This window comes from Methylobacterium soli (assembly GCF_008806385.1).
Taxonomy (GTDB): Bacteria; Pseudomonadota; Alphaproteobacteria; order Rhizobiales; family Beijerinckiaceae; genus Methylobacterium; species Methylobacterium soli.
On sequence record NZ_VZZK01000002.1, the window covers coordinates 290,915 to 308,701 of the forward strand.

The window sequence follows — 17,787 nt, forward strand, 5'->3', positions numbered from 1 at the left end:
TGGTGAATCGCCCGGAATCGTTGCCCGGTTTCGGGCCGAGCGGCCTCCCGCAACGGTTACGTTGCGGAAAGCATCCGGGGAAAAACGACAGGGCTTGCGCAACACTCGCTTAAGCCGCCTCTGCGAGGGTCAGGTTCAGTCGTAAGAAGTCGAGCCGAGGGACGCGGAAAGGCCGATGAGGCTATTACGCGTTGCGCGTGTCTGTATTGCGTATCCACACTGCCCTGACCTCGCTCATCGACGCGCGTCTCGCGGGATTGGTCCACGAGTCCGTCATCGATGATCCGGGCGTGCGCTTCCGCCATGAGCGTTTCCTGGTCTCGCGCCTCGCCACCGGCGGCGTGATGATGGCGGCGCTGCCGCCTTTCCTGCTCTGGCGCGGCGTGCCCTCGGTGATCGAGGCGCTGGCCGTCGCCAGCCTGTTCCTCCCCGTCTTCGCGGCGGTGCTCCTGTCGCGCACGGGCTCGCTCTGGCTCGCGCATGCCCTGTCCTCGGCGGGGCTGACGGGTCTGATCGTCTGCCTCTCGGGCCTCACCGGCGGGGCGAGCTCGGCCGCCGCGATCTGGCTCGCCGCGATCCCGCTCGAAGCCGTGATCTCGGGCTCGCGCCGGGCGACCCTCGCGGCCTCGCTGCTGGCGATGGCGGGCGCCGTCGCGGTGGCGCTCAGCGGCGCCTGGATGGCCGACGCGCCCCTCCTCGGCTGGCCCGCGCAGATCGCCATGCCGGTCTTCGCCATCACGGCGATCGGCCACGTCGCCGCGCAGGCCCTGGAGCACATGCGCATCGAGGGCCGCTGGCGCGAGCGGATGCGCGACAACGAGGCCCGCGACCGGATGCTGCTCTCGGCCATCGACGACCTCGTGACCTGGCACGATTGCAATGGCCGCGTGCTGGAGGCGAGCGCCTCCGCGGCCAAGTTCGTCGGCGCGGAGGCCGCGCGCCTGCGCGGCCACGGCCTGCTCGACCGGGTGCACGTGGCCGACCGGCCCGCCTTCCTGCAGGCGATCAGCGACGTGGCCGCCCGCGGCAAGCCCCAGACCGTGCGGTTCCGCCTCCACCGCGATGCGGCTGCCGGCGAACCCGACGGCGCCCGGGTGATCCATGCCGAGATGCGCGCCCACCGGATCGAGGGCGATCTCGCGGAATCCGCCCCCTCCACGGTGGTGGCGGTGACCCGCGACGTCAGCGAGCACCGCCGCCACGCGGAGGAGCTGGAGCGGGCCCGCGCCGAGGCGGAACGCGCCGACGAGGTCAAGGGCCGCTTCCTCGCCAATGTCAGCCACGAGCTGCGCACGCCCCTCAACGCCATCATCGGCTTCTCCGAGGTGCTGGCGGGCGAAGGCGCGGTGGCGCTCGGCCCCGAGCGCGCGCGCGAATATGCCGGCATCATCGGGGCCTCGGGCCATCACCTCCTCGGGGTGGTGAACACGCTCCTCGACATGACCCGCATCCAGAGCGGCAATTTCGACTACGCGCCGGAGACGATCGAGGCCGCCGCACTGGTGCGGACCTGCTGCGACCTGATGCAGCTGCGCGCCGACGCCGCCGGCGTGGCGCTGGTGCGCGGCGCCCTGCCGGCCCTCGAGATCACGGCCGACCCCCGGGCCTGCCGCCAGATGCTGATCAACCTGATCTCGAACGCGGTGAAATGCACGCCGGCCGGCGGCCGGGTCGAGGTCTCGCTGCGGCGGGCGGGAAGCCGGCTCGAGGTGGTGGTCGCCGATTCCGGCCTCGGCATCCGGGAAGCGGACCTGCCACGCCTCGGCACGCCGTTCTTCCAGGCCGGCACCGGCGGCTACAAGCGCACGCACGAGGGCACCGGCCTCGGCCTCTCGGTGGTGCAGGGCCTCGTCGGCCTGCATGGCGGCACCATCGCGATCGAGAGCGCGGTCGATGACGGCACCACCGTGGTGGTGTCGCTGCCCTTCGATTGCTGGCGCGGCAGCGCCTCCGCGCCGCCTGCCCCCATCACCACGGCGGTGCGTCTTCCGGGCCGCGGCCCGGGCCAGGCCGGCCTCGTGCCCGCACGCCTGCCGCTCGGCCTGTTCGAGCCCGGCCCCGTCGCCCGCGCCGTTCCGGCGGCTCTGGCCGGCGCGGCCGACGACGCCCCGCTGCGCCGCGCAGGGTGAGGCATGCCATGCAAGAGAGAGGGATGATGCGCGAGCCGCTCAAGGTCCGGGACCAGCGCGAGATCACCGTGGCGGGCGAGGCGCGCCCGACGCGCCCCGCAACCGCCTCCCGCCGCCGGCCGCTGCCGCGCACCGGCGCGGCGGCCGGCGAGATGCGGGCGGCGATCGGCGCCTTCGGGGGCGGCCTCGTGACGCTCTGCCGCCAGCATCCCGGCGAGGTGGCGGGCTCTCTCGTGGCCGTCGCGGCCGCGGCCTTCGTGGCGCTCAACGCCCTCGGCTTCCAGGTCGGGCGCCATCCCGCCCCGATCCTGCCCAAGATCGCGACCCGCCAGGAGCCGCCCGGACGAAAGCCCGCGCCCGACAGGCCCGCGCCGCAGGCGCAAGGCCCAGTGCAGGGCACCGCGCAGGCGGCCACGATGGAGAAGCCCGGGGCCAAGCCCGAGACCAGGCCCGAGACCAGGCCCTTGGAGGCCAAGGCGGCCGAACCCGCCCCCCGCGATCCGATCGCGGCCCTGATCCGCTCCGAGGACACCACCGCCTCGGTGACGCCCAAGGCCGACAAGGCCGTGATGCAGGCGCAGCGCGCCCTGTCGAAGCTCGGCTACGGCCCGCTCAAGGCCGACGGCATGATGGGCACCAACACCCGGGCGGCGATCGAGAAGTTCGAGCGTGACCGCAAGCTCCCGGTGAAGGGCGAGGCCGCCGGCCGGACCCTGCGTGAACTCGCGGCCCGGGCCGGCCTGCCGCCGGGCTGAGGACGGCTCAGCCCGGCGAGACCGAAGGCCTCAGCGGCCCCGCCCCGGTGAGGCGCGGGGGCCGGTAGCCGAGCGTCGCGTGGTCGGGGCTCGGGTGGCGCAGCCTGGACGGGCGCCCGTTCGCGCGCATGCGCCGGTCCGCCTCCGCCCAGCTGGGCAGCGCGGCGTCCGGCTGCGTCCAATGCACGATCGAGGCCTCGTCGCACCATTCGACCAATCGGGGCATGGCGACGCGATGCGCGCCGCCCGTCACGTAGCGGCGCATGCTGGCCTCCTCGTCCCAGGCCGTCATGGTCCAGAACACCCAGCTCCGATCGTTCAGGATCGAGCCCCCGGTGAAGCCCGGCGCGCGCAGCACCTGGTTGCGGGTCCGCAGGGCGAGCAGCGCGAAGCCCGGCAGGAAGCGGATCGAGCGGATCCGCAGCCGCGTGATGCTGATGAGGGGCAAGGGTCGGGCCTTCCGGGACGGTACGCGCGGGCCGGCAGGATGATCAATCGGGCTGTCCCGACGGCCCACGACCGGTCCTTGCTCCGCGACGGCGCGCCCGGTCGGCCCCGCGCCCGACCGACCCGCCCGGCTGCCCCCGGACCAGACCGTCGAGCGCCTGCTCCAGCTCGGGATTGGGGCGCTTCAGCCCCTGGATGAAGCGCGAGATCCGGGGCTGGTTGACGCCGATCTCCCAGGCCAGCCGCGCCTGGCTCCAGCCGTTGCGCTGAAGGAAGGCCTGAACTTCGTGGGGCTCGACCGGCACGGTCTTCCTCCGACTGCTGCAGGACCGCGCCTCGGGGATCGTTCCGCGCGGCGATTGGGAGCACGTGAGTTGGTCAGGTTTAATCCGGGCTCAACTTAGCCAAAACGTCGCACCCCGGGCTTTGCCCCTGGGTCAGGGACCGCACGGCCATAGGTAGTCGAGCCGGAAAGAATATCGGGAGGAAAACAGAATGAACAATCGACTGCTCGGCGCCGCGCTCGCGCTGCTCGCTCCCCTTGCGCTGCCGGTCGCGGCGCTCGCGCAGGATGCCGGCGATGCGGCTGCGGGCGAGAAGGCCTTCGCGCCCTGCAAGGCCTGTCACCAGGTCGGCAAGAACGGCGTCGGGCCGAACCTCGTCGGCGTCGTCGGCCGCAAGGCCGCCACCTACGAGGGCTACAACTACTCCGCCGCGCTGAAGAACTCAGGGATCACCTGGGACGACGCCAACCTGCACGAGTGGCTGAAGAACCCCAAAGCCAAGGTGCCGGGCACGAAGATGATCTTCGCGGGCTATCCCGACGACAAGAAGGTCACCGACCTGATCGCCTATCTCAAGACCCTGAAGTAACGCCTCCCTCCCCCGGACCGCGCCCGGCCTGGGCTCGTCCCGCGACGGATTCCGCCCGGCGATGGTTTCGGTGCTAGGACGCGCCCCCGGCCATCCTCGGATTCCTGCCGGAGGGAGAGACGATGCCGCGCCTGCGCTCCGATTTCTGGGTCTCGGCCCATCTGCGCCGCCTCGGCGTCGAGGGCATCCCGGCGGTGATGCGCCGGCGGGGCTCGCCCGAGGCCGGCGCGATCTTCGTGAAGATCGACCGCCTCGACGGCGCCGCCGACCTCTACGGCCCGGCCCCCCAGGCCCTGTTCGAGGCCGATGATTCGGGGGAGCGCCGCTTCAGCCCGCTCCTGATTGCCGCGACGCCCCTCGACGTCGAGGCGCGCATCGGCCGCGAGACGCGCTTCGACGACGACCTCTGGATCATCGAGATCGACGACCGCGCCGGGCGCCATCTTCTGGATCTGGCGGAGTGAGCGGAGGGGGCGTGTGCCCCCGGACGCCGCCCGCGCACCGCATCGTGAACGCGATCGGGGACGGATCTAGCCCCACAGCTCCGGTTCGGGCGGGTGGATGAGGCTGCCCTCGAAGCGCAGGCCGGGCGCGCGGTCGCGGGCCAGCAGCAGCGGGCCGTCGAGGTCGACGTAATCGGCGTGGTGGGCGAGCAGCATCGCGGGCGCCATGGCGAGCGAGGTGCCGACCATGCAGCCGATCATCAGCGAGAGGCCGCGCGCCCGCGCCTCGTGGGCGAGCATCACCGCCTCGGTGAGGCCGCCGGTCTTGTCGAGCTTGATGTTGATGGCGTCGTAGCGGTCGGCGAGCGCGTCGAGCCCGGCGCGGTCATGCAGGCTCTCGTCGGCGCAGATCGGGATCGGTCGGCTGATCCCGGCGAGCGCCGCGTCGTCGCCGGCCGGGAGCGGCTGCTCGATCAGCCCGACGCCGGCCTCGAGGCAGGCCGCGAGGTTGGCCTCCAGGGTCTCGGCCCGCCAGGCCTCGTTGGCATCGACGATCAGGCGGGATTCCGGCGCGCCCCGGCGCACCGCCGCGATCCGGGCCGGGTCGCCCTCGCCGCCGAGCTTCACCTTCAGGAGCGGCCGCTGCGCGGCGCCCCGCGCCGCCGCCTCCATGCTCTCCGGGGTGCCGAGGCTGAGGGTGTAGGCCGTCAGGGCGGGCTCCGGCGGGGGCAGGCCCGCGATCCCCCAGGCCGGGCGGCCGCCGAGCTTCGCCTCGAGGTCGAACAGGGCGCAGTCGAGGGCGTTGCGCGCGGCTCCGGCCCCGACCCGCTCCAGGAGCTCGGCCCGGGTCAGGCCGGCGCCGATCGCCTCCTCCTGCGCCCGGATCAGCGCCAGCACGCTCTCGGGGCTCTCGCCGTAGCGGGCATAGGGCACGCACTCGCCCTGCCCCGCCGCGCCGGTTTCCGCGTCGGTGATGCGCGCCACCACCACCACGGCCTCGGTGCGGCTGCCCCGCGCGATGGTGAAGGCCCCGGCGATCGGGAAGCGCTCGACGGCGACGGTGAGGCGGCGGCTCATGGGCGTCTCGAATCCTGTGCGATCGATTCTTGGCAATCAGCTTTTGGCGGTTTCCGGGAACTCCGCGACGAGGCGGTCGACGAGCCCGTCGACGCCGAAGCGCACCGGATCCGTCGCCGGCAGGCCGTGCTCGGCCTCGAGCGCGGCCAGGAGCGCGCGCGCCTCCGCCTCGTCCAGCGCCTGGGAGTTGACCGCAATGCCGGTCGCGCGGATGTCCGGGTTCGTCAGGCGCCCGAGCTGAAGCGTGAGGTCGATGACCTCCCGGATCGTCGGCAGCGCGTGCTCAACCCCCCGCATCGTGGTGCGGGTCGGCTCGTGGCAGACGATCACGGCGTCGGGCTGGGCCCCGTGCAGCAGGCCGAGGCTGACGCCCGCGAAGGAGGGATGGTAGAGCGAGCCCTGGCCCTCGATCAGGTCCCAGTGGTTCGGGTCGGCGGCGGGCGAGATCCACTCCACCGCGCCCGAGATGAAATCCGCCACCACGGCGTCGATCGCGGCGCCGCGGCCGGAGATGAACACGCCGGTCTGGCCCGTGGCGCGGAAATCCGCGTCGAGGCCGCGCGCGCGCATCCCCTTCTCCAGCGCCAGCACCGTGTACTTCTTCCCCACCGAGCAATCGGTCCCGACCGTGAGGAGGCGCTTGCCGGGGCGGCGCGTGCCCTTGCCGGTGGCGAAGCTCTCGCGGGTGTGGCGCACGTCGTGGAGGGTGCGGCCGTTGGCCTGCGCGGCCTCCGCGATGGCCGGGATCGCGCCGAGGCGCACGTGCAGGCCGCTCGCCACGTCAAGCCCGGCCTTGATCGCCGCGACGATCTCCGAGACCCAATGGTCGGGCAGGACGCCGCCCGCGTTGACGACGCCAATCACCAGGGTGCGGCAGCCCTTGGCCAGCGCCTCGGGGAGCGTGAGGTCGGGAATGCCGAGATCGGCGGCGCAGCCCGGCAGGCGCATCTGGCCGATGCACCATTCGGGGCGCCAGTCGACGATGCCGTAGGCGGTCTTGGCGGCGAGGCGGTCGGGCACGTCGCCGAGGAACATCAGGTAGGGGGTGGCGATCTGCATGTTCGGGTCGACCTTCCGGGGCTCGGGGCGCGCGCGCTCGGGCAGTCTATAGCGGCAGAGCGACGGGAAACACCAATGCAGGAACGCGGCCGGAGCCATGCCGGCACACGGATCCGCGCGTGGGCGGGATTTGAGAGGATCGGGGCTTGCCAGCATCAAGGCTTGCGAGCCGGCGCGCGATGGGATCTGGTCCGGCCGGATCAACCGGAGAGGCGCGGATCATGGCCATCACGATGTACGGCAATTGGCGCTCGGCCGCCGCCTTCCGGGTTCGCATCGCGCTCAACCTCAAGGGCATCCCCTACGAGGAGACCTTCATCGACCTCGATGCGGGGGACCAGCACAAGCCGGAGTTCCGGGCGATCAACCCGCAAGGGGCGGTGCCGGCCCTGTTCGACGGGGACGGCCCGCCGCTGACCCAGTCGCTTGCCATCCTCGACTACCTGGAGGAGACGCATCCGGGCGTGGCCCTGCTGCCGGCCGAGCCCCGGGCCCGGGCGCGGGCCCGCTCGCTCGCGCAGGTGGTCGCCTGCGACACCCATCCCCTCTACGTGCCGCGGGTGCGCACCTACCTGATGGAAGCCTACGCCCTGCCCCGGGAGCGCTTGATGGACTTCGTGCGCAACGCCTTCACGACCGGGCTGACGACGCTGGAGACCCGGCTCTCCGCCGAGGACGGCACCGGCCGCTTCTGCCAGGGCGACGCGGTGAGCCACGCCGATCTCTGCCTCGTCAGCCTCTGGGTCGGCACCGGCATCTTCGGGGTCGACACCGCGCCCTTCCCGACCGTGCGGCGCATCGCCGAGACCTGCCTCGCCGAGGAGGCCTTCGCCAAGGCCCATCCGCTGCGCCAGCCCGGCGCGCCGCGCTGATTTGCGAACCCTCGCGTGTATTTTTCGCGAGGGGAGCAACCGGAAACGGACTTGGAATTTTCTCCCGGTTCGTGCGTAGGCTTGTGCGTGCGCAGGCTTGCTCGTGCGGAGGCTCGCACCGGGCCCGCGCGACGGACAGGGCGAGGACGGCCGGCCAGAACCGGCCCGAGGGAGACGGCACAGCATGGTACCGGGCGAGAACCAGAACGGCCTGCACCGCATCGTGGTGGTCGGCGGCGGCGCCGCCGGGCTTCAGCTCGCGACGAAGCTCGGCGACAAGCACGGGCGGGGCGGGACCGCGCACGTGACGCTGGTCGACCGGGCGCGCACCCATATCTGGAAGCCGCTGCTGCACGAGGTGGCGGCGGGCAGCCTCGATGTCGGCCACCACGCGGTCGATTACCTGCACCACGCCCACGAGCACCATTTCCGCTACCGGATCGGCGAGATGACGGGCCTCGACCGGGCCGCCAAGACGATCCAGCTCGCCGCGAGCCACGACCCGGAGGGCCGCGAGGTCACGCCGGTGCGCTCGGTCCCGTACGACACCCTCGTGATGGCGGTGGGCTCGACCACCAACGATTTCGGCACGCCGGGCGTGCAGGCGCACGCCATCGCGCTCGACACCCAGGAGCAGGCGGTGCGCTTCCAGCAGCGGCTGATCAACGGGATGCTGCGGGCCCACACGCAGCCGGGCCCGGTGCGGCCGGGCCAGCTCCACGTCACGGTGATCGGCGCGGGCGCCACCGGCACCGAGCTCGCGGCCGAGCTGCACCGGACCACCCGGCAGGTGGTCTCCACCGGCCTCGACCGGATCGACCCGGCCAAGGACCTCAAGATCACCCTGGTGGAGGCGGCCGACCGGATCCTGCCGGCGGTGCCCCAGCGCCTCTCCGTCGAGGTGATGGCGCTCCTCAACAAGATCGGCGTCGAGGTCCGCACCCGGGCGCGGGTGACGGAGGTGCGCCCCGACGGCGTCGCGCTCGCGGATGGGGGCTTCATCCCGTCCGAGCTCGTGGTCTGGGCGGCGGGCGTCAAGGCGCCGGGCTTCCTCAAGGATATCGGCGGCCTCGAGACCACGCGCACCAACCAGCTGGTGGTGACGCCGACGCTCCAGGCGACGCGGGACCCCGACATCTTCGCGCTCGGCGATTGCGCCTATCTCGTCGAGCCGGGCTCGGACACGCCGATCCCGCCCCGCGCCCAGGCGGCCCACCAGCAGGCGAGCTACCTGATCAAGGCGATCCCCGCCAAGATCGCCGGCAAGCCCTTGAAGCCGTTCAAGTACCGGGATTTCGGCTCCCTCGTGTCGCTCGGCGAGTACTCGACGGTCGGCAACCTGATGGGCTTCATCCAGGGGCGGAACATGTTCATCGCCGGGCTCTTCGCCCGGATGATGTACCGCTCGCTCTACAAGATGCACCAGCAGGCCCTGCACGGCACCTGGAAGACCGCCCTCGACGCGCTGGCCCGCAGCCTCACGCGCCGCACCGAGCCGCGGGTGAAGCTGCACTGAGGCGCCTCGCCCGCGCCGAAAGTTCCGCCGGGGATCGCGGGGCGGGCCCGGGCCGCGCGAGCGTTGCGCTCGCGGCCGAACTTTGCTCCTGTCCCCCCCGAGGGCCCCGGCAGACGGGCCCCTCGGGAGGACAAGCGAATGATCCTGGTCAGCGTGATGTATCCGGGCGGGGCCGGCACGAAGTTCGACATGGGCTACTATCTCGGCCACCACATGCCGCTGGTGCGCGAGCGCTGGACGCCGATCGGCCTGCACGAGGCGAAGGTCGTGCGCGGCGTCGGCACGCCGGATGGCGGCCCGGCACCCTTCCAGGTGATGGCGCTCCTGCGCTTCGAATCCGCCGAGGCCTTCCAGAACGCCGCCGCGACCCACGGCCAGGAGATCTTCGGCGACATCCCGAAATTCACGGACGTGCAGCCGATCGTGCAGATCAACGAGTTCCCGGAATAGACGCCCATCCATGATCGACATCATCAAGGCCCTGCAGGCGCGCAACCCCGCGCTCGGCACCTACATCCTCGTGCTGCGCCCGGATTCCCGGGCGCTCGCCGAGCCCGACCGGCTGACGCTGGAGGCCGAGACCTGGATGGGCCTGCGCACGCCGGGGGCCCGGCTCTCCCGCGAGACGGTGCTGCTCGCCCCCTATCCGGGCGCGCCGCCGACCGAGCGGACCGTGACGGTCCTGGCCTTCACGGAGGCGCAGCACCTCGCCGCCTTCGCCACCGCCTGGACGGCCGACCCGGAGCCGGACGAGGAACCCGCCTGAGCGGGCGGCGCCGCGCCTGAGGCGAGGCGGATAGGCCTCCCGTGCCCCCGCCCCGGCTTCAGGCCGCGCGCAGTTCCCGGATGGTGCCGAGGGCGCCATCGCGCAGGGCCTCGAGGCGCAGGATCAGGGGCTTGAGGTCGCTGCCCGCATGGGCGGCGGCCTCGATCTCCCGGCAGAGGTCGGACAGGCCGACGAAGCCGAGCATGCCGGCGGCCGAGACCATCGCGTGGGCGTCGTAGGCGATCTGCATCCGGTCGGTCTCGCCGGGCCGGAAGCGGTCGCGCAATTCCATCTCCAGGAGCGCCAGCAGCGACAGGACCCGGGGCGCGCCGATGCTGTCGCGGACGGCCGAGAGGGCGTCCCGGTCGAGGAGTGGCGCCGCTGCGGGCGGGGCCTCGGGCGCGGCCTCCATCTTGGGCGGCCCGATCCAGCGGGCGATGGTGGCGAACAGGTCGGCCCGGCGGAAGGGCTTGCCGACATGGTCGTCCATGCCGGCCTCGCGCAGGGCCTCGACCTGCTTCGGCAGGACGTTGGCCGTCATCGCGACGATCGGCACGGTCCCGGCCGGCGCCGGCAGGGCGCGGATGCGGCGGGTGGCGGTGAGCCCGTCCATGCCGGGCATCTGCACGTCCATGAGGACGAGGGCGTAGGCCTCACCCGCCGCCATCCGGGCCTCGACGGCGGCGATCGCCTCCGCCCCGTCGCCCGCGACGTCGACGCGGAATCCCGCCGTCTCCAGCACCGCCCGGGCGAGCTCCTGGTTGATCGCCACGTCCTCGACGAGGAGCAGGTGCGGGGCCATGCCGGGCGCGGCCGGCACGGTCCGCGGCGCCGGGCGCTCGGCCGGGGCCGCGTCCGGCGCGGCCGCCTGCTCGCTGCGCGGCAGGGTGAGGGTGAACCAGAAGGTCGAGCCGACGCCCTCGCGGCTCTCGACGCCGATCTCGCCCCCCATCAGGGTGACGAGGTGGCGACTGATCGCGAGGCCGAGGCCGGTGCCGCCGAAGCGGCGGCTGATCGAGCCGTCGACCTGGCTGAAGCGCTTGAACAGCCGTTCCAGCCGCGCGGCCGGGATGCCGATCCCCGTATCCGTCACCTCGAAGCGCATCGCCTCGCCATCCGGGCGGCGTCCCTCGTGGCGGACATTCAGGGTGACGGCGCCCGCGGGGGTGAATTTCACGGCGTTGTTGAGGAGGTTCAGGAGGACCTGGCTCAGGCGGTTCGGATCGCCGACCACGAAGTCCGGCAGGGCCGGATCGATGCGGGCATCGATGCGCAGGCCGCTCTTGAGGGCGCCGCCCCGCACGATCGAGACGGTGCTGTCGATGACCGTGAGCAGCGGGAAGGCCAGCGGATCGAGGGCGAGCTGGCCCGCCTCGATCTTGGAGAAGTCGAGGATGTCGTTGACGATGGTGAGGAGCGCCGCGCCCGAACTCTGGATCAGTTCGAGGCGCCGCCGGTTCTCCTCCGTCAGGTGGGATTGTTCGAGGAGGAGATCGGCATAGCCGAGGACGCCGTTGAGCGGCGTGCGGATCTCGTGGCTCATCGCCGCCAGGAAGTCGCTCTTGGCCTCGCTCGCCCGCTCGGCCTCGGCGCGGGCGGCCTGCGCCTCGGCGGTCAGCGCCTGCAGGGTCGCCTCGAAGGACTTTCGCTCGGTGATGTCGATGTGGAGCCCGACCATGCGGTAGGGCCGGTCATCGGGGCCGAACAGGGTACGGCCGCGGGCATGGACCCAGCGCTCGCCGATCCGGAACTCGGTGGCGTAGGTGGTGCGCGTCTCGATCGCGACCCGGATCGCGTCCCAGGCCTGGGCCACGTCCTCGGGATGCACCATCGCGGTCCATTCCGCGGTGGTCAGCGCCTGCGGATCCTCGCTCGCGGGCAGACCGTAGATCCGGGCGCTCTCGGGCGACAGGACGGTGACGCCGCGCCGCATGTCCCAGTCCCAGGTTCCCGCATCCGCGGCCTCGAGGCCGATATGCAGCAATTCCTGCGCCTCCTCGACCGCGCGATGGGCCGAGATGATCGCGTCGATGTCGAGGGCGGTGCCGAGCCACTCGACCACCTGGGTCCCGTCGCGGTGGCGCACCGGCGTCATCGCGAGCTTGTGCCAGTGGTAGGTGCCGTCGTGGCGCAGCAGGCGGCATTCCAGCGCGAAGCCCTCGCCGGTGGCGAGCGCCCGCTCCCAGGCCGCCTCCACCATCTGCGCATCCTCGGGGTGATTGCGGGTGAGCCGCCCGGTCCGGTTCGTGCCGATCGGGCCGTAATAGGCCCGGAAGCAGGCATTGAGGTAGGTCGCCTCGCCGTCCGAGGTCCGCATGGTCCAGACGAGGAGCGGCAGGGTGTCGGAGAGGCTGCGGTAGCGGACCTCGCTGAGGCGGATCTCGGCCTCGGTCGCGCGCCGCTCGGTGACGTCGATCAGGATGCCGAACAGGGCGGTCGTCGCCCCGAGCGCGTCCTTCTGGCAGGTGCCCAGCACCTCGACGTCGCGGATCGTCCCGTTCGGGCGCAGCACCCGCGCCTCGAACGCGAAATTGCGCCCCTCCACGATCGCGTCCCCGACGACGCCCTTCAGGCGCTCCCGGTCCTCCGCGTGGTAGAGCTCGGCGAAGACCGAGAGATGGGGCGGCGGCTCGGCCGGGTTGCGTCCCGCGATCCGGTAGAGGCCCGCCGACCAGACCGGCTGGCCATCGCCGAGATCGACCCGCCAATGGCCGATATGGGCCATCTGCTCGGCCATGGAGAGCAGGTGGTTGGCGCTCGCCTGCGCCTCGGCGCGCCGGTCGATCTCGGCGGCCTGCGCCTCGATCACCGCCTCGCGGGCCTTGCGCATCGCGACCGCGCGGCCCTGCTCCCGGTTGGCCCGGTGCAGGCGCAGATGCGCCACCACGATCTCGGCGAGGTCGCGCAGGGCCTGGACATCGTCCTCGGAGAAGTCGCGCGGGGTCGCGTCCACGAGGCAGAGCGCCCCGACCCGCAGACCCGGCGCGAGGATGAGCGGGGCGCCCGCGTAGAAGACCACGACCTGGCTGGTGACCAGGTCCGCGCCTGAAAAGCGCGGATCGCGGCGGGCGTCGGGCACGACCATGACGGCGTCGTCCCGGATCGTGTGGGTGCAGAAGGAGGTCTCGCGCGGCATCGCGGGCGGGATGACGCCGCTGACGGTCTTCAGCCATTGCCGGTCGGCATCGACCAGGGACACGAAGGCGTCGGCGACGCCGAACAGGCGCCGGGCCGTGCGGCAGACCGCCTCGAAATGGCGCTCCGGCGGCGTGTCCAGGATCTCGAGATCGTGCAGGGCGGCGACGCGCTCGGCCTCGCTCCGCGACAGGCTGGTCACCGTGCTCGATCTCCGCTCTTCAGACCGCCGGCCGCGCCGGCGCCGCGGACCGGTTTCAGCGCTTCTTGCGGCGAAGCGGCTAAGCTCTCCTTAACATCAAATCGCTGCGGTGCGGCATCACGCCTCGGAGACGGGACGGCCTCCCGCCGCGCACCAGCGCAGGCGCGCGGCCTCGAGCGCCCAGACCATGCCGAGCATCATGTAGACGTGGCGCCACTTCTCGATGTCGATCTGCAGGGCCTGGAGGAAGAACATCAGCAGCGCCGGCCAGACGATCTGGGCATGCGCCCGGTAGGGCGAGGGACGCGCGAGGAGCCGGAAGCCGACGAAGCCCGTGGCCAGCACGATTCCGATGAAGACCGCCCCGCCGAGCCAGCCGCCATTGGCGAAGCTGCCGATGTAGGAATTGTGCGGCTCGAGCCCGAAGATCAGGCGCCAATGCATCGGGCCCATGCCGAAGGGCAGCGACGGCAGCATGCCGATGCCCCGGATCTGGTTGCCGAAGCGGCCGGTCTCGCCCTCGTCGTAATCCTGCGTGACCGCCGCGCGGGTCTCGAACATCTTGGCGACGTGATCGACCGAGAGCAGCCCCACGATGGCGACCACCCCGAGACCGAGGGTGACGAGGGTGAGGAGCACGATGCGGCGGCGCAGGCGCGCTGAGGGCGTCGCCGCATAGACCGACACCACCATGACGAGCACCGCCACCACGGTCCCGCCCCAGGAGCCGCGGGAGAAGGACAGGAAGATGCCGGCCAGGATCACCAGGAGGCCCGCGAGGGCCAGGAGCGGCCGGCGCGCCGTGCCGCTCAGGAGACCGTGCATCAGGTAGAGGGCGCCCAGCGTCAGGAACGAGCCGAACACGTTCGGGTCCTGGAAGGTGCCGGACGCCCGGCCGTACTTGTAGAACAGGTCCTCGATGCCGATCAGGTCGAGATAGCCGACGATGCCGAGCCCGGCCGAGAAGACGCAGCTCGCCGTGTAGGCCCGTAGCGCCAGCTCCATCCGGCCCTGCGTCTCGTCCGAGAACAGCATGGCGAAGAACAGGCATGTCAACGCCAGGTAGATCAGCTGGATCGTCCAGGTGAGCGGGAAGGCCTCGTCGAGATAGGGGATCAGCGCCATCACGATGGCGGCGAGATAGAGGATGAGGAGCCCCATCAGTGGCAGCACGCCCCGATGCAGGCGGATGCCGAGGGCGGCCCACAACGCCATCGTGGGCAGCGCGATGAGGTCGTAGGGGGAAGTGTCCGAGAAGGCGAAGCAGGCGAAGAAGATGAAGGCCGCCAGCATCCCGCGCGCGAGGCCCCGCACGACGCGCAGGACCGGGATCGCGGCCCAAGCACCCGCGAGAGAGGCACCCGCGAGAGAGGCACCCGCGAGAGAGGCCCCCGCGAGAGAGGCCCCCGCGAGAGAGGCCCCCGCGAGAGAGGCACCCGCGAGGGCTATCTCCGGGGCGGGCGCGCCGGACGGGGCGGTGGTGGACGCCATGGTCACGCAACTCCACGAGCCCGGTACGCCGGCCCGCTCGATGCGCGTGAGATTGCCTCGGATTGATTGAGATTTCGCTGCGGGCGCTCAGGGCCCGCGTCGGGCGACCGCGCCCCCTCGGCCCGTGCGGGCGGGGGGCACGGTCGCGCTTCAGGCCTTGCAGGCCAGGAACGCGCTGCGGATCGCCTCCGCGTCGAGGTTGCGGCCGATGAAGACGACGCGGGAGACGCGCTTCTCATCGGCGCCCCATTCGCCCTGGAGATCGCCGTCGAGGATCATGTGGACGCCCTGGAAGACGAAGCGCTTGGGCTCGTCCGGGAAGGCCACGATGCCCTTGCAGCGCAGGATGTCGGGACCCTGGACCTGGGTCAGGTTCGAGATCCAGGGCATGAAGGCCTCTGGGTCGACCGGCCCGTCGAGGCTCGCCGAGACCGATTGCATGTCGGGGTCGTGGTGATGGTGGTGGCCCTCCTCCAGAAAATCGGGCTCCACGTCGAGGATGCGGCCGAGGTCGAAGGCGTTGCGCTCCAGCACCGCCTCGAGCGGGACGGCGCAGTTCTGGGTGCGATGCAACTTGGCGTAGGGGTTGATGCCCCGGATCTCGGCCTCGACCCGGTCGAGGTCGGCAGGCGCCACGAGGTCGGACTTGTTGAGCAGGATCACGTCCGCGAAGGCGATCTGGTTCTTGGCCTCGGGGGCGTCCTTGAGCCGGTCGGAGAGCCACTTGGCGTCCGCCACCGTCACCACCGCGTCGAGGCGGGCGGCATCGCCCACGTCCTGGTCGACGAAGAAGGTCTGGGCGACGGGGGCCGGGTCGGCGAGGCCCGTGGTCTCGACGATGATCGCGTCGAACTTGCCGCGCCGCTTCACGAGGCCGTCCATGATGCGGATCAGGTCGCCGCGCACGGTGCAGCAGACGCAGCCGTTGTTCATCTCGAACACTTCCTCGTCGGCGCCCACCACGAGGTCGTTGTCGATGCCGATCTCGCCGAACTCGTTGACGATCACCGCGTATCGCTTGCCGTGGTTCTCGGTGAGGATCCGGTTGAGGAGCGTCGTCTTGCCGGCCCCGAGATAGCCGGTCAGGACGGTGACGGGGATCTTGGCGTCGGACATGGCGCCTTCGGACGTGGCAGCTTCGGACATGGCAGCTTCGGACATGGCAGCTTCGGACATGGCGGCCCTTCGGTACGGGTGCGGCAGGCGGACCATATAGGTCGGGTTGTTATATTGTGTCATCCGGCCGGGATGAAAGGCGCAACGCCGGCCGGCCGACCGCGACGGGACTGCCCTATGCCGCCGGCTTTGTGCCGCCGGCGCGCCTTCACACAACTGGCACATGGGCCGCTTATGGGTCCGCCATGGCCGGCCGGTTCCGAGTTGATCAATCTTTGATTGCACTTAGACAGGTCGGCCATCGTCGGTTGGTGCTGCGGCGCGGCAACGCGGGACCGCGAAATCCGGCCGGGCCCAGCCTCGGCTTGACGATGGGCCGGGGGCGGGACCATGCAGGCTGGATCGCCCCCGCGGACGCCGCCGACATCACGGTCGAGCGAGGTCGGATCGGCCGCCATCAAAAAGCACCATGCACCGGTTCGGTGCTGCCCGACGATCAGGCCCACCCGCTCGATTCGTGACCCCTGCCCGGCGCCCGGCGCCGGCCGAAGATCAAAGCCCCGATGGACGCTCGCAATCCCCTCGACCCCACGTTGAGCGCCCCCGAGGCGAGCCGCCGGCGCGGGCGCCGCGCCGGCCTGCTGCCGGTCGCCCTCACGCTCTTTCTGGTGATCGCCGGGGTCGCGGCGGTCGCGGTCTATCCCGAGCCGGTGCGCCGGTTCGCCGAGCAGGCCATCGCGTATGGGCGCGGGCTGGTGCCGGGCGACGGCGCGGACGACGCGGTGGCGGAGACCGCCCGCGGCGAAACCCGCGAGCGGGTGTTCCGCCCGACGAAGGAGCAGCGCGCCGCCTTCGCGATCCGCCCCGTCGCCACGATGGTGTTCCGCCCCGAGGGCTCGGCCGAGGGGCGCATCGCCCTCAACGACGACGACAACGTGCCGGTGGTCTCGCCCTATTCCGGGCGCGTCACCAAGGTGTTGGCGCGGGCGGGCGACGACGTGAAGGCCGGCGACGTGCTGCTGACGCTGGAGGCAAGCGACATGGTCCAGGCCCAGAGCGACTACCAGAGCGCCCTCAACACCATCGCCAAGGCCACCGCCCTGCTGAAGCTCGACCAGACCATCGCGGCCCGCCAGCAGGAGCTGTTCGCCGCCAAGGCCGTGGCGCTGAAGGATTACCAATCCGCCCAGAACGACGTCATCGCGGCGCAGAGCGACCTGCGGACCGCCGAGGCCAACCTCCAGGCGGTGAGGAACCGCCTGCGCCTCCTCGGCAAGACCGATGCGGAGATCGCGGCCTTCGAGAAGAGCGGCACGCTGAGCCCCGAGACGGAGATCCGCGCGCCCATCGCCGGCACCATCGTCCAGCGCAAGGTCGGCCTCGGCCAGTATCTCACCACGTCGAGCGACCCGGCCTTCGTCATCGGCGATCTCTCCACCGTCTGGCTCATCGCCAACGTGCGCGAGAGCGAGATCCCGAAGATCCGCCTCGGCCAGGAAGTCGAGGCCAGGGTCGCGGGCTTCGGCAGCCGGGTGTTTCGCGCCAAGGTCAATTACATGGCCGCGAGCCTCGATCCGGCGACGCGCCGCCTCGCGGTGCGCAGCGAGGTCGAGAACCCGGACCGGGCCCTCAAGCCCGAGATGTTCGCGAATTTCACGATCATCACCGGGCAGGACCAGCCCTCGCCCAGCGTGCCGCTGGCCGCCGTCGTCTACGAGGGAAGCAACGCCCATGTCTGGGTGTCGCGCCCCGACGGCGCCGTCGCGGCCCGCACGGTCAAGCTCGGTCTGATCAACGGCGACAACGCCCAGGTGGTCACGGGCCTGAGCCCCCAGGACGAGGTCGTCACCCGCGGCGCGCTCTTCATCGACCGTGCCGCGAGCGGCGACAAGGCCTCGTGACGGGA

At 71.7% G+C, this 17,787-nt stretch carries 17 protein-coding genes; 10 read left to right on the forward strand and 7 right to left on the reverse strand.

Annotated elements, in window-relative coordinates; genetic code table 11:
- Nucleotides 1–197 precede the first annotated feature (197 nt).
- Complete coding sequence (locus F6X53_RS03515) at nt 198–2,129, forward strand: sensor histidine kinase (protein WP_425324676.1); 1,932 nt, start codon at nt 198–200, stop codon at nt 2,127–2,129.
- A 23-nt stretch (nt 2,130–2,152) separates the two neighbouring features.
- Nucleotides 2,153–2,884, forward strand: coding sequence for a peptidoglycan-binding domain-containing protein (locus F6X53_RS03520; RefSeq protein ID WP_342353988.1), 732 nt, complete (start codon nt 2,153–2,155; stop codon nt 2,882–2,884).
- 7 nt (nt 2,885–2,891) lie between these two features.
- Here F6X53_RS03520 and F6X53_RS03525 read toward each other — a convergent pair whose 3' ends face one another.
- Both F6X53_RS03525 and F6X53_RS03530 read right to left on the reverse strand, forming a co-directional pair.
- Nucleotides 2,892–3,332 carry a DUF3291 domain-containing protein gene (locus F6X53_RS03525; RefSeq protein ID WP_150997280.1) on the reverse strand — a complete coding sequence of 147 codons (441 nt, stop codon included), beginning with the start codon at nt 3,330–3,332 and terminating at the stop codon, nt 2,892–2,894.
- Between the two features lie 43 nt (nt 3,333–3,375).
- Nucleotides 3,376–3,636, reverse strand: a complete 261-nt coding sequence (locus tag F6X53_RS03530; RefSeq protein ID WP_150997282.1) for a helix-turn-helix domain-containing protein — start codon at nt 3,634–3,636, stop codon at nt 3,376–3,378.
- 190 nt (nt 3,637–3,826) lie between these two features.
- Between F6X53_RS03530 and F6X53_RS03535 the strand changes: the two genes are divergently transcribed.
- The gene (locus F6X53_RS03535; protein ID WP_150997284.1) at nt 3,827–4,204 is read left to right on the forward strand and encodes a c-type cytochrome; all 378 of its coding nucleotides are present in this window, start codon (nt 3,827–3,829) and stop codon (nt 4,202–4,204) included.
- Between the two features lie 122 nt (nt 4,205–4,326).
- Nucleotides 4,327–4,668, forward strand: coding sequence for a DUF1491 family protein (locus F6X53_RS03540; protein ID WP_150997286.1), 342 nt, complete (start codon nt 4,327–4,329; stop codon nt 4,666–4,668).
- 66 nt (nt 4,669–4,734) lie between these two features.
- Here F6X53_RS03540 and dgcA read toward each other — a convergent pair whose 3' ends face one another.
- A complete protein-coding gene (dgcA, locus tag F6X53_RS03545; protein WP_150997288.1) occupies nt 4,735–5,724 on the reverse strand; it encodes an N-acetyl-D-Glu racemase DgcA in 990 nt (329 codons plus the stop codon).
- 36 nt (nt 5,725–5,760) lie between these two features.
- Nucleotides 5,761–6,783: an N-acetyltransferase DgcN gene (dgcN, locus tag F6X53_RS03550; RefSeq protein WP_150997397.1), complete on the reverse strand. Its 1,023-nt coding sequence runs from the start codon at nt 6,781–6,783 to the stop codon at nt 5,761–5,763.
- Nucleotides 6,784–7,010: 227 nt separating this feature from the next.
- Here dgcN and maiA point away from each other — a divergent pair, with 227 nt between their 5' ends.
- The 4 genes from maiA to F6X53_RS03570 all read left to right on the forward strand — a co-directional run bounded on the left by maiA (nt 7,011) and on the right by F6X53_RS03570 (nt 9,937).
- The gene (gene maiA / locus F6X53_RS03555) at nt 7,011–7,655 is read left to right on the forward strand and encodes a maleylacetoacetate isomerase (RefSeq protein WP_150997399.1); all 645 of its coding nucleotides are present in this window, start codon (nt 7,011–7,013) and stop codon (nt 7,653–7,655) included.
- A gap of 184 nt (nt 7,656–7,839) precedes the next feature.
- Entirely contained in the window at nt 7,840–9,171 is a 1,332-nt protein-coding gene (locus tag F6X53_RS03560) for an NAD(P)/FAD-dependent oxidoreductase (RefSeq protein ID WP_150997290.1), read from the forward strand.
- A gap of 138 nt (nt 9,172–9,309) precedes the next feature.
- Nucleotides 9,310–9,621 carry an EthD family reductase gene (locus F6X53_RS03565; RefSeq protein WP_150997292.1) on the forward strand — a complete coding sequence of 104 codons (312 nt, stop codon included), beginning with the start codon at nt 9,310–9,312 and terminating at the stop codon, nt 9,619–9,621.
- Between the two features lie 10 nt (nt 9,622–9,631).
- Nucleotides 9,632–9,937, forward strand: a complete 306-nt coding sequence (locus F6X53_RS03570) for a hypothetical protein (protein ID WP_150997293.1) — start codon at nt 9,632–9,634, stop codon at nt 9,935–9,937.
- A 58-nt stretch (nt 9,938–9,995) separates the two neighbouring features.
- Here F6X53_RS03570 and F6X53_RS03575 read toward each other — a convergent pair whose 3' ends face one another.
- The 3 genes from F6X53_RS03575 to F6X53_RS03585 all read right to left on the reverse strand — a co-directional run bounded on the left by F6X53_RS03575 (nt 9,996) and on the right by F6X53_RS03585 (nt 15,881).
- On the reverse strand, nt 9,996–13,274 hold the full coding sequence (locus F6X53_RS03575) for a PAS domain-containing protein (RefSeq protein WP_150997295.1): 3,279 nt from the start codon (nt 13,272–13,274) through the stop codon (nt 9,996–9,998).
- A 117-nt stretch (nt 13,275–13,391) separates the two neighbouring features.
- Nucleotides 13,392–14,765: an O-antigen ligase family protein gene (locus F6X53_RS03580; protein WP_150997297.1), complete on the reverse strand. Its 1,374-nt coding sequence runs from the start codon at nt 14,763–14,765 to the stop codon at nt 13,392–13,394.
- Nucleotides 14,766–14,915: 150 nt separating this feature from the next.
- On the reverse strand, nt 14,916–15,881 hold the full coding sequence (locus F6X53_RS03585; RefSeq protein WP_150997401.1) for a CobW family GTP-binding protein: 966 nt from the start codon (nt 15,879–15,881) through the stop codon (nt 14,916–14,918).
- Nucleotides 15,882–16,126: 245 nt separating this feature from the next.
- Here F6X53_RS03585 and F6X53_RS03590 point away from each other — a divergent pair, with 245 nt between their 5' ends.
- Both F6X53_RS03590 and F6X53_RS03595 read left to right on the forward strand, forming a co-directional pair.
- A complete protein-coding gene (locus F6X53_RS03590; protein ID WP_150997299.1) occupies nt 16,127–16,402 on the forward strand; it encodes a hypothetical protein in 276 nt (91 codons plus the stop codon).
- Nucleotides 16,403–16,444: 42 nt separating this feature from the next.
- Complete coding sequence (locus F6X53_RS03595) at nt 16,445–17,782, forward strand: efflux RND transporter periplasmic adaptor subunit (RefSeq protein WP_150997301.1); 1,338 nt, start codon at nt 16,445–16,447, stop codon at nt 17,780–17,782.
- Nucleotides 17,783–17,787 lie beyond the last annotated feature (5 nt).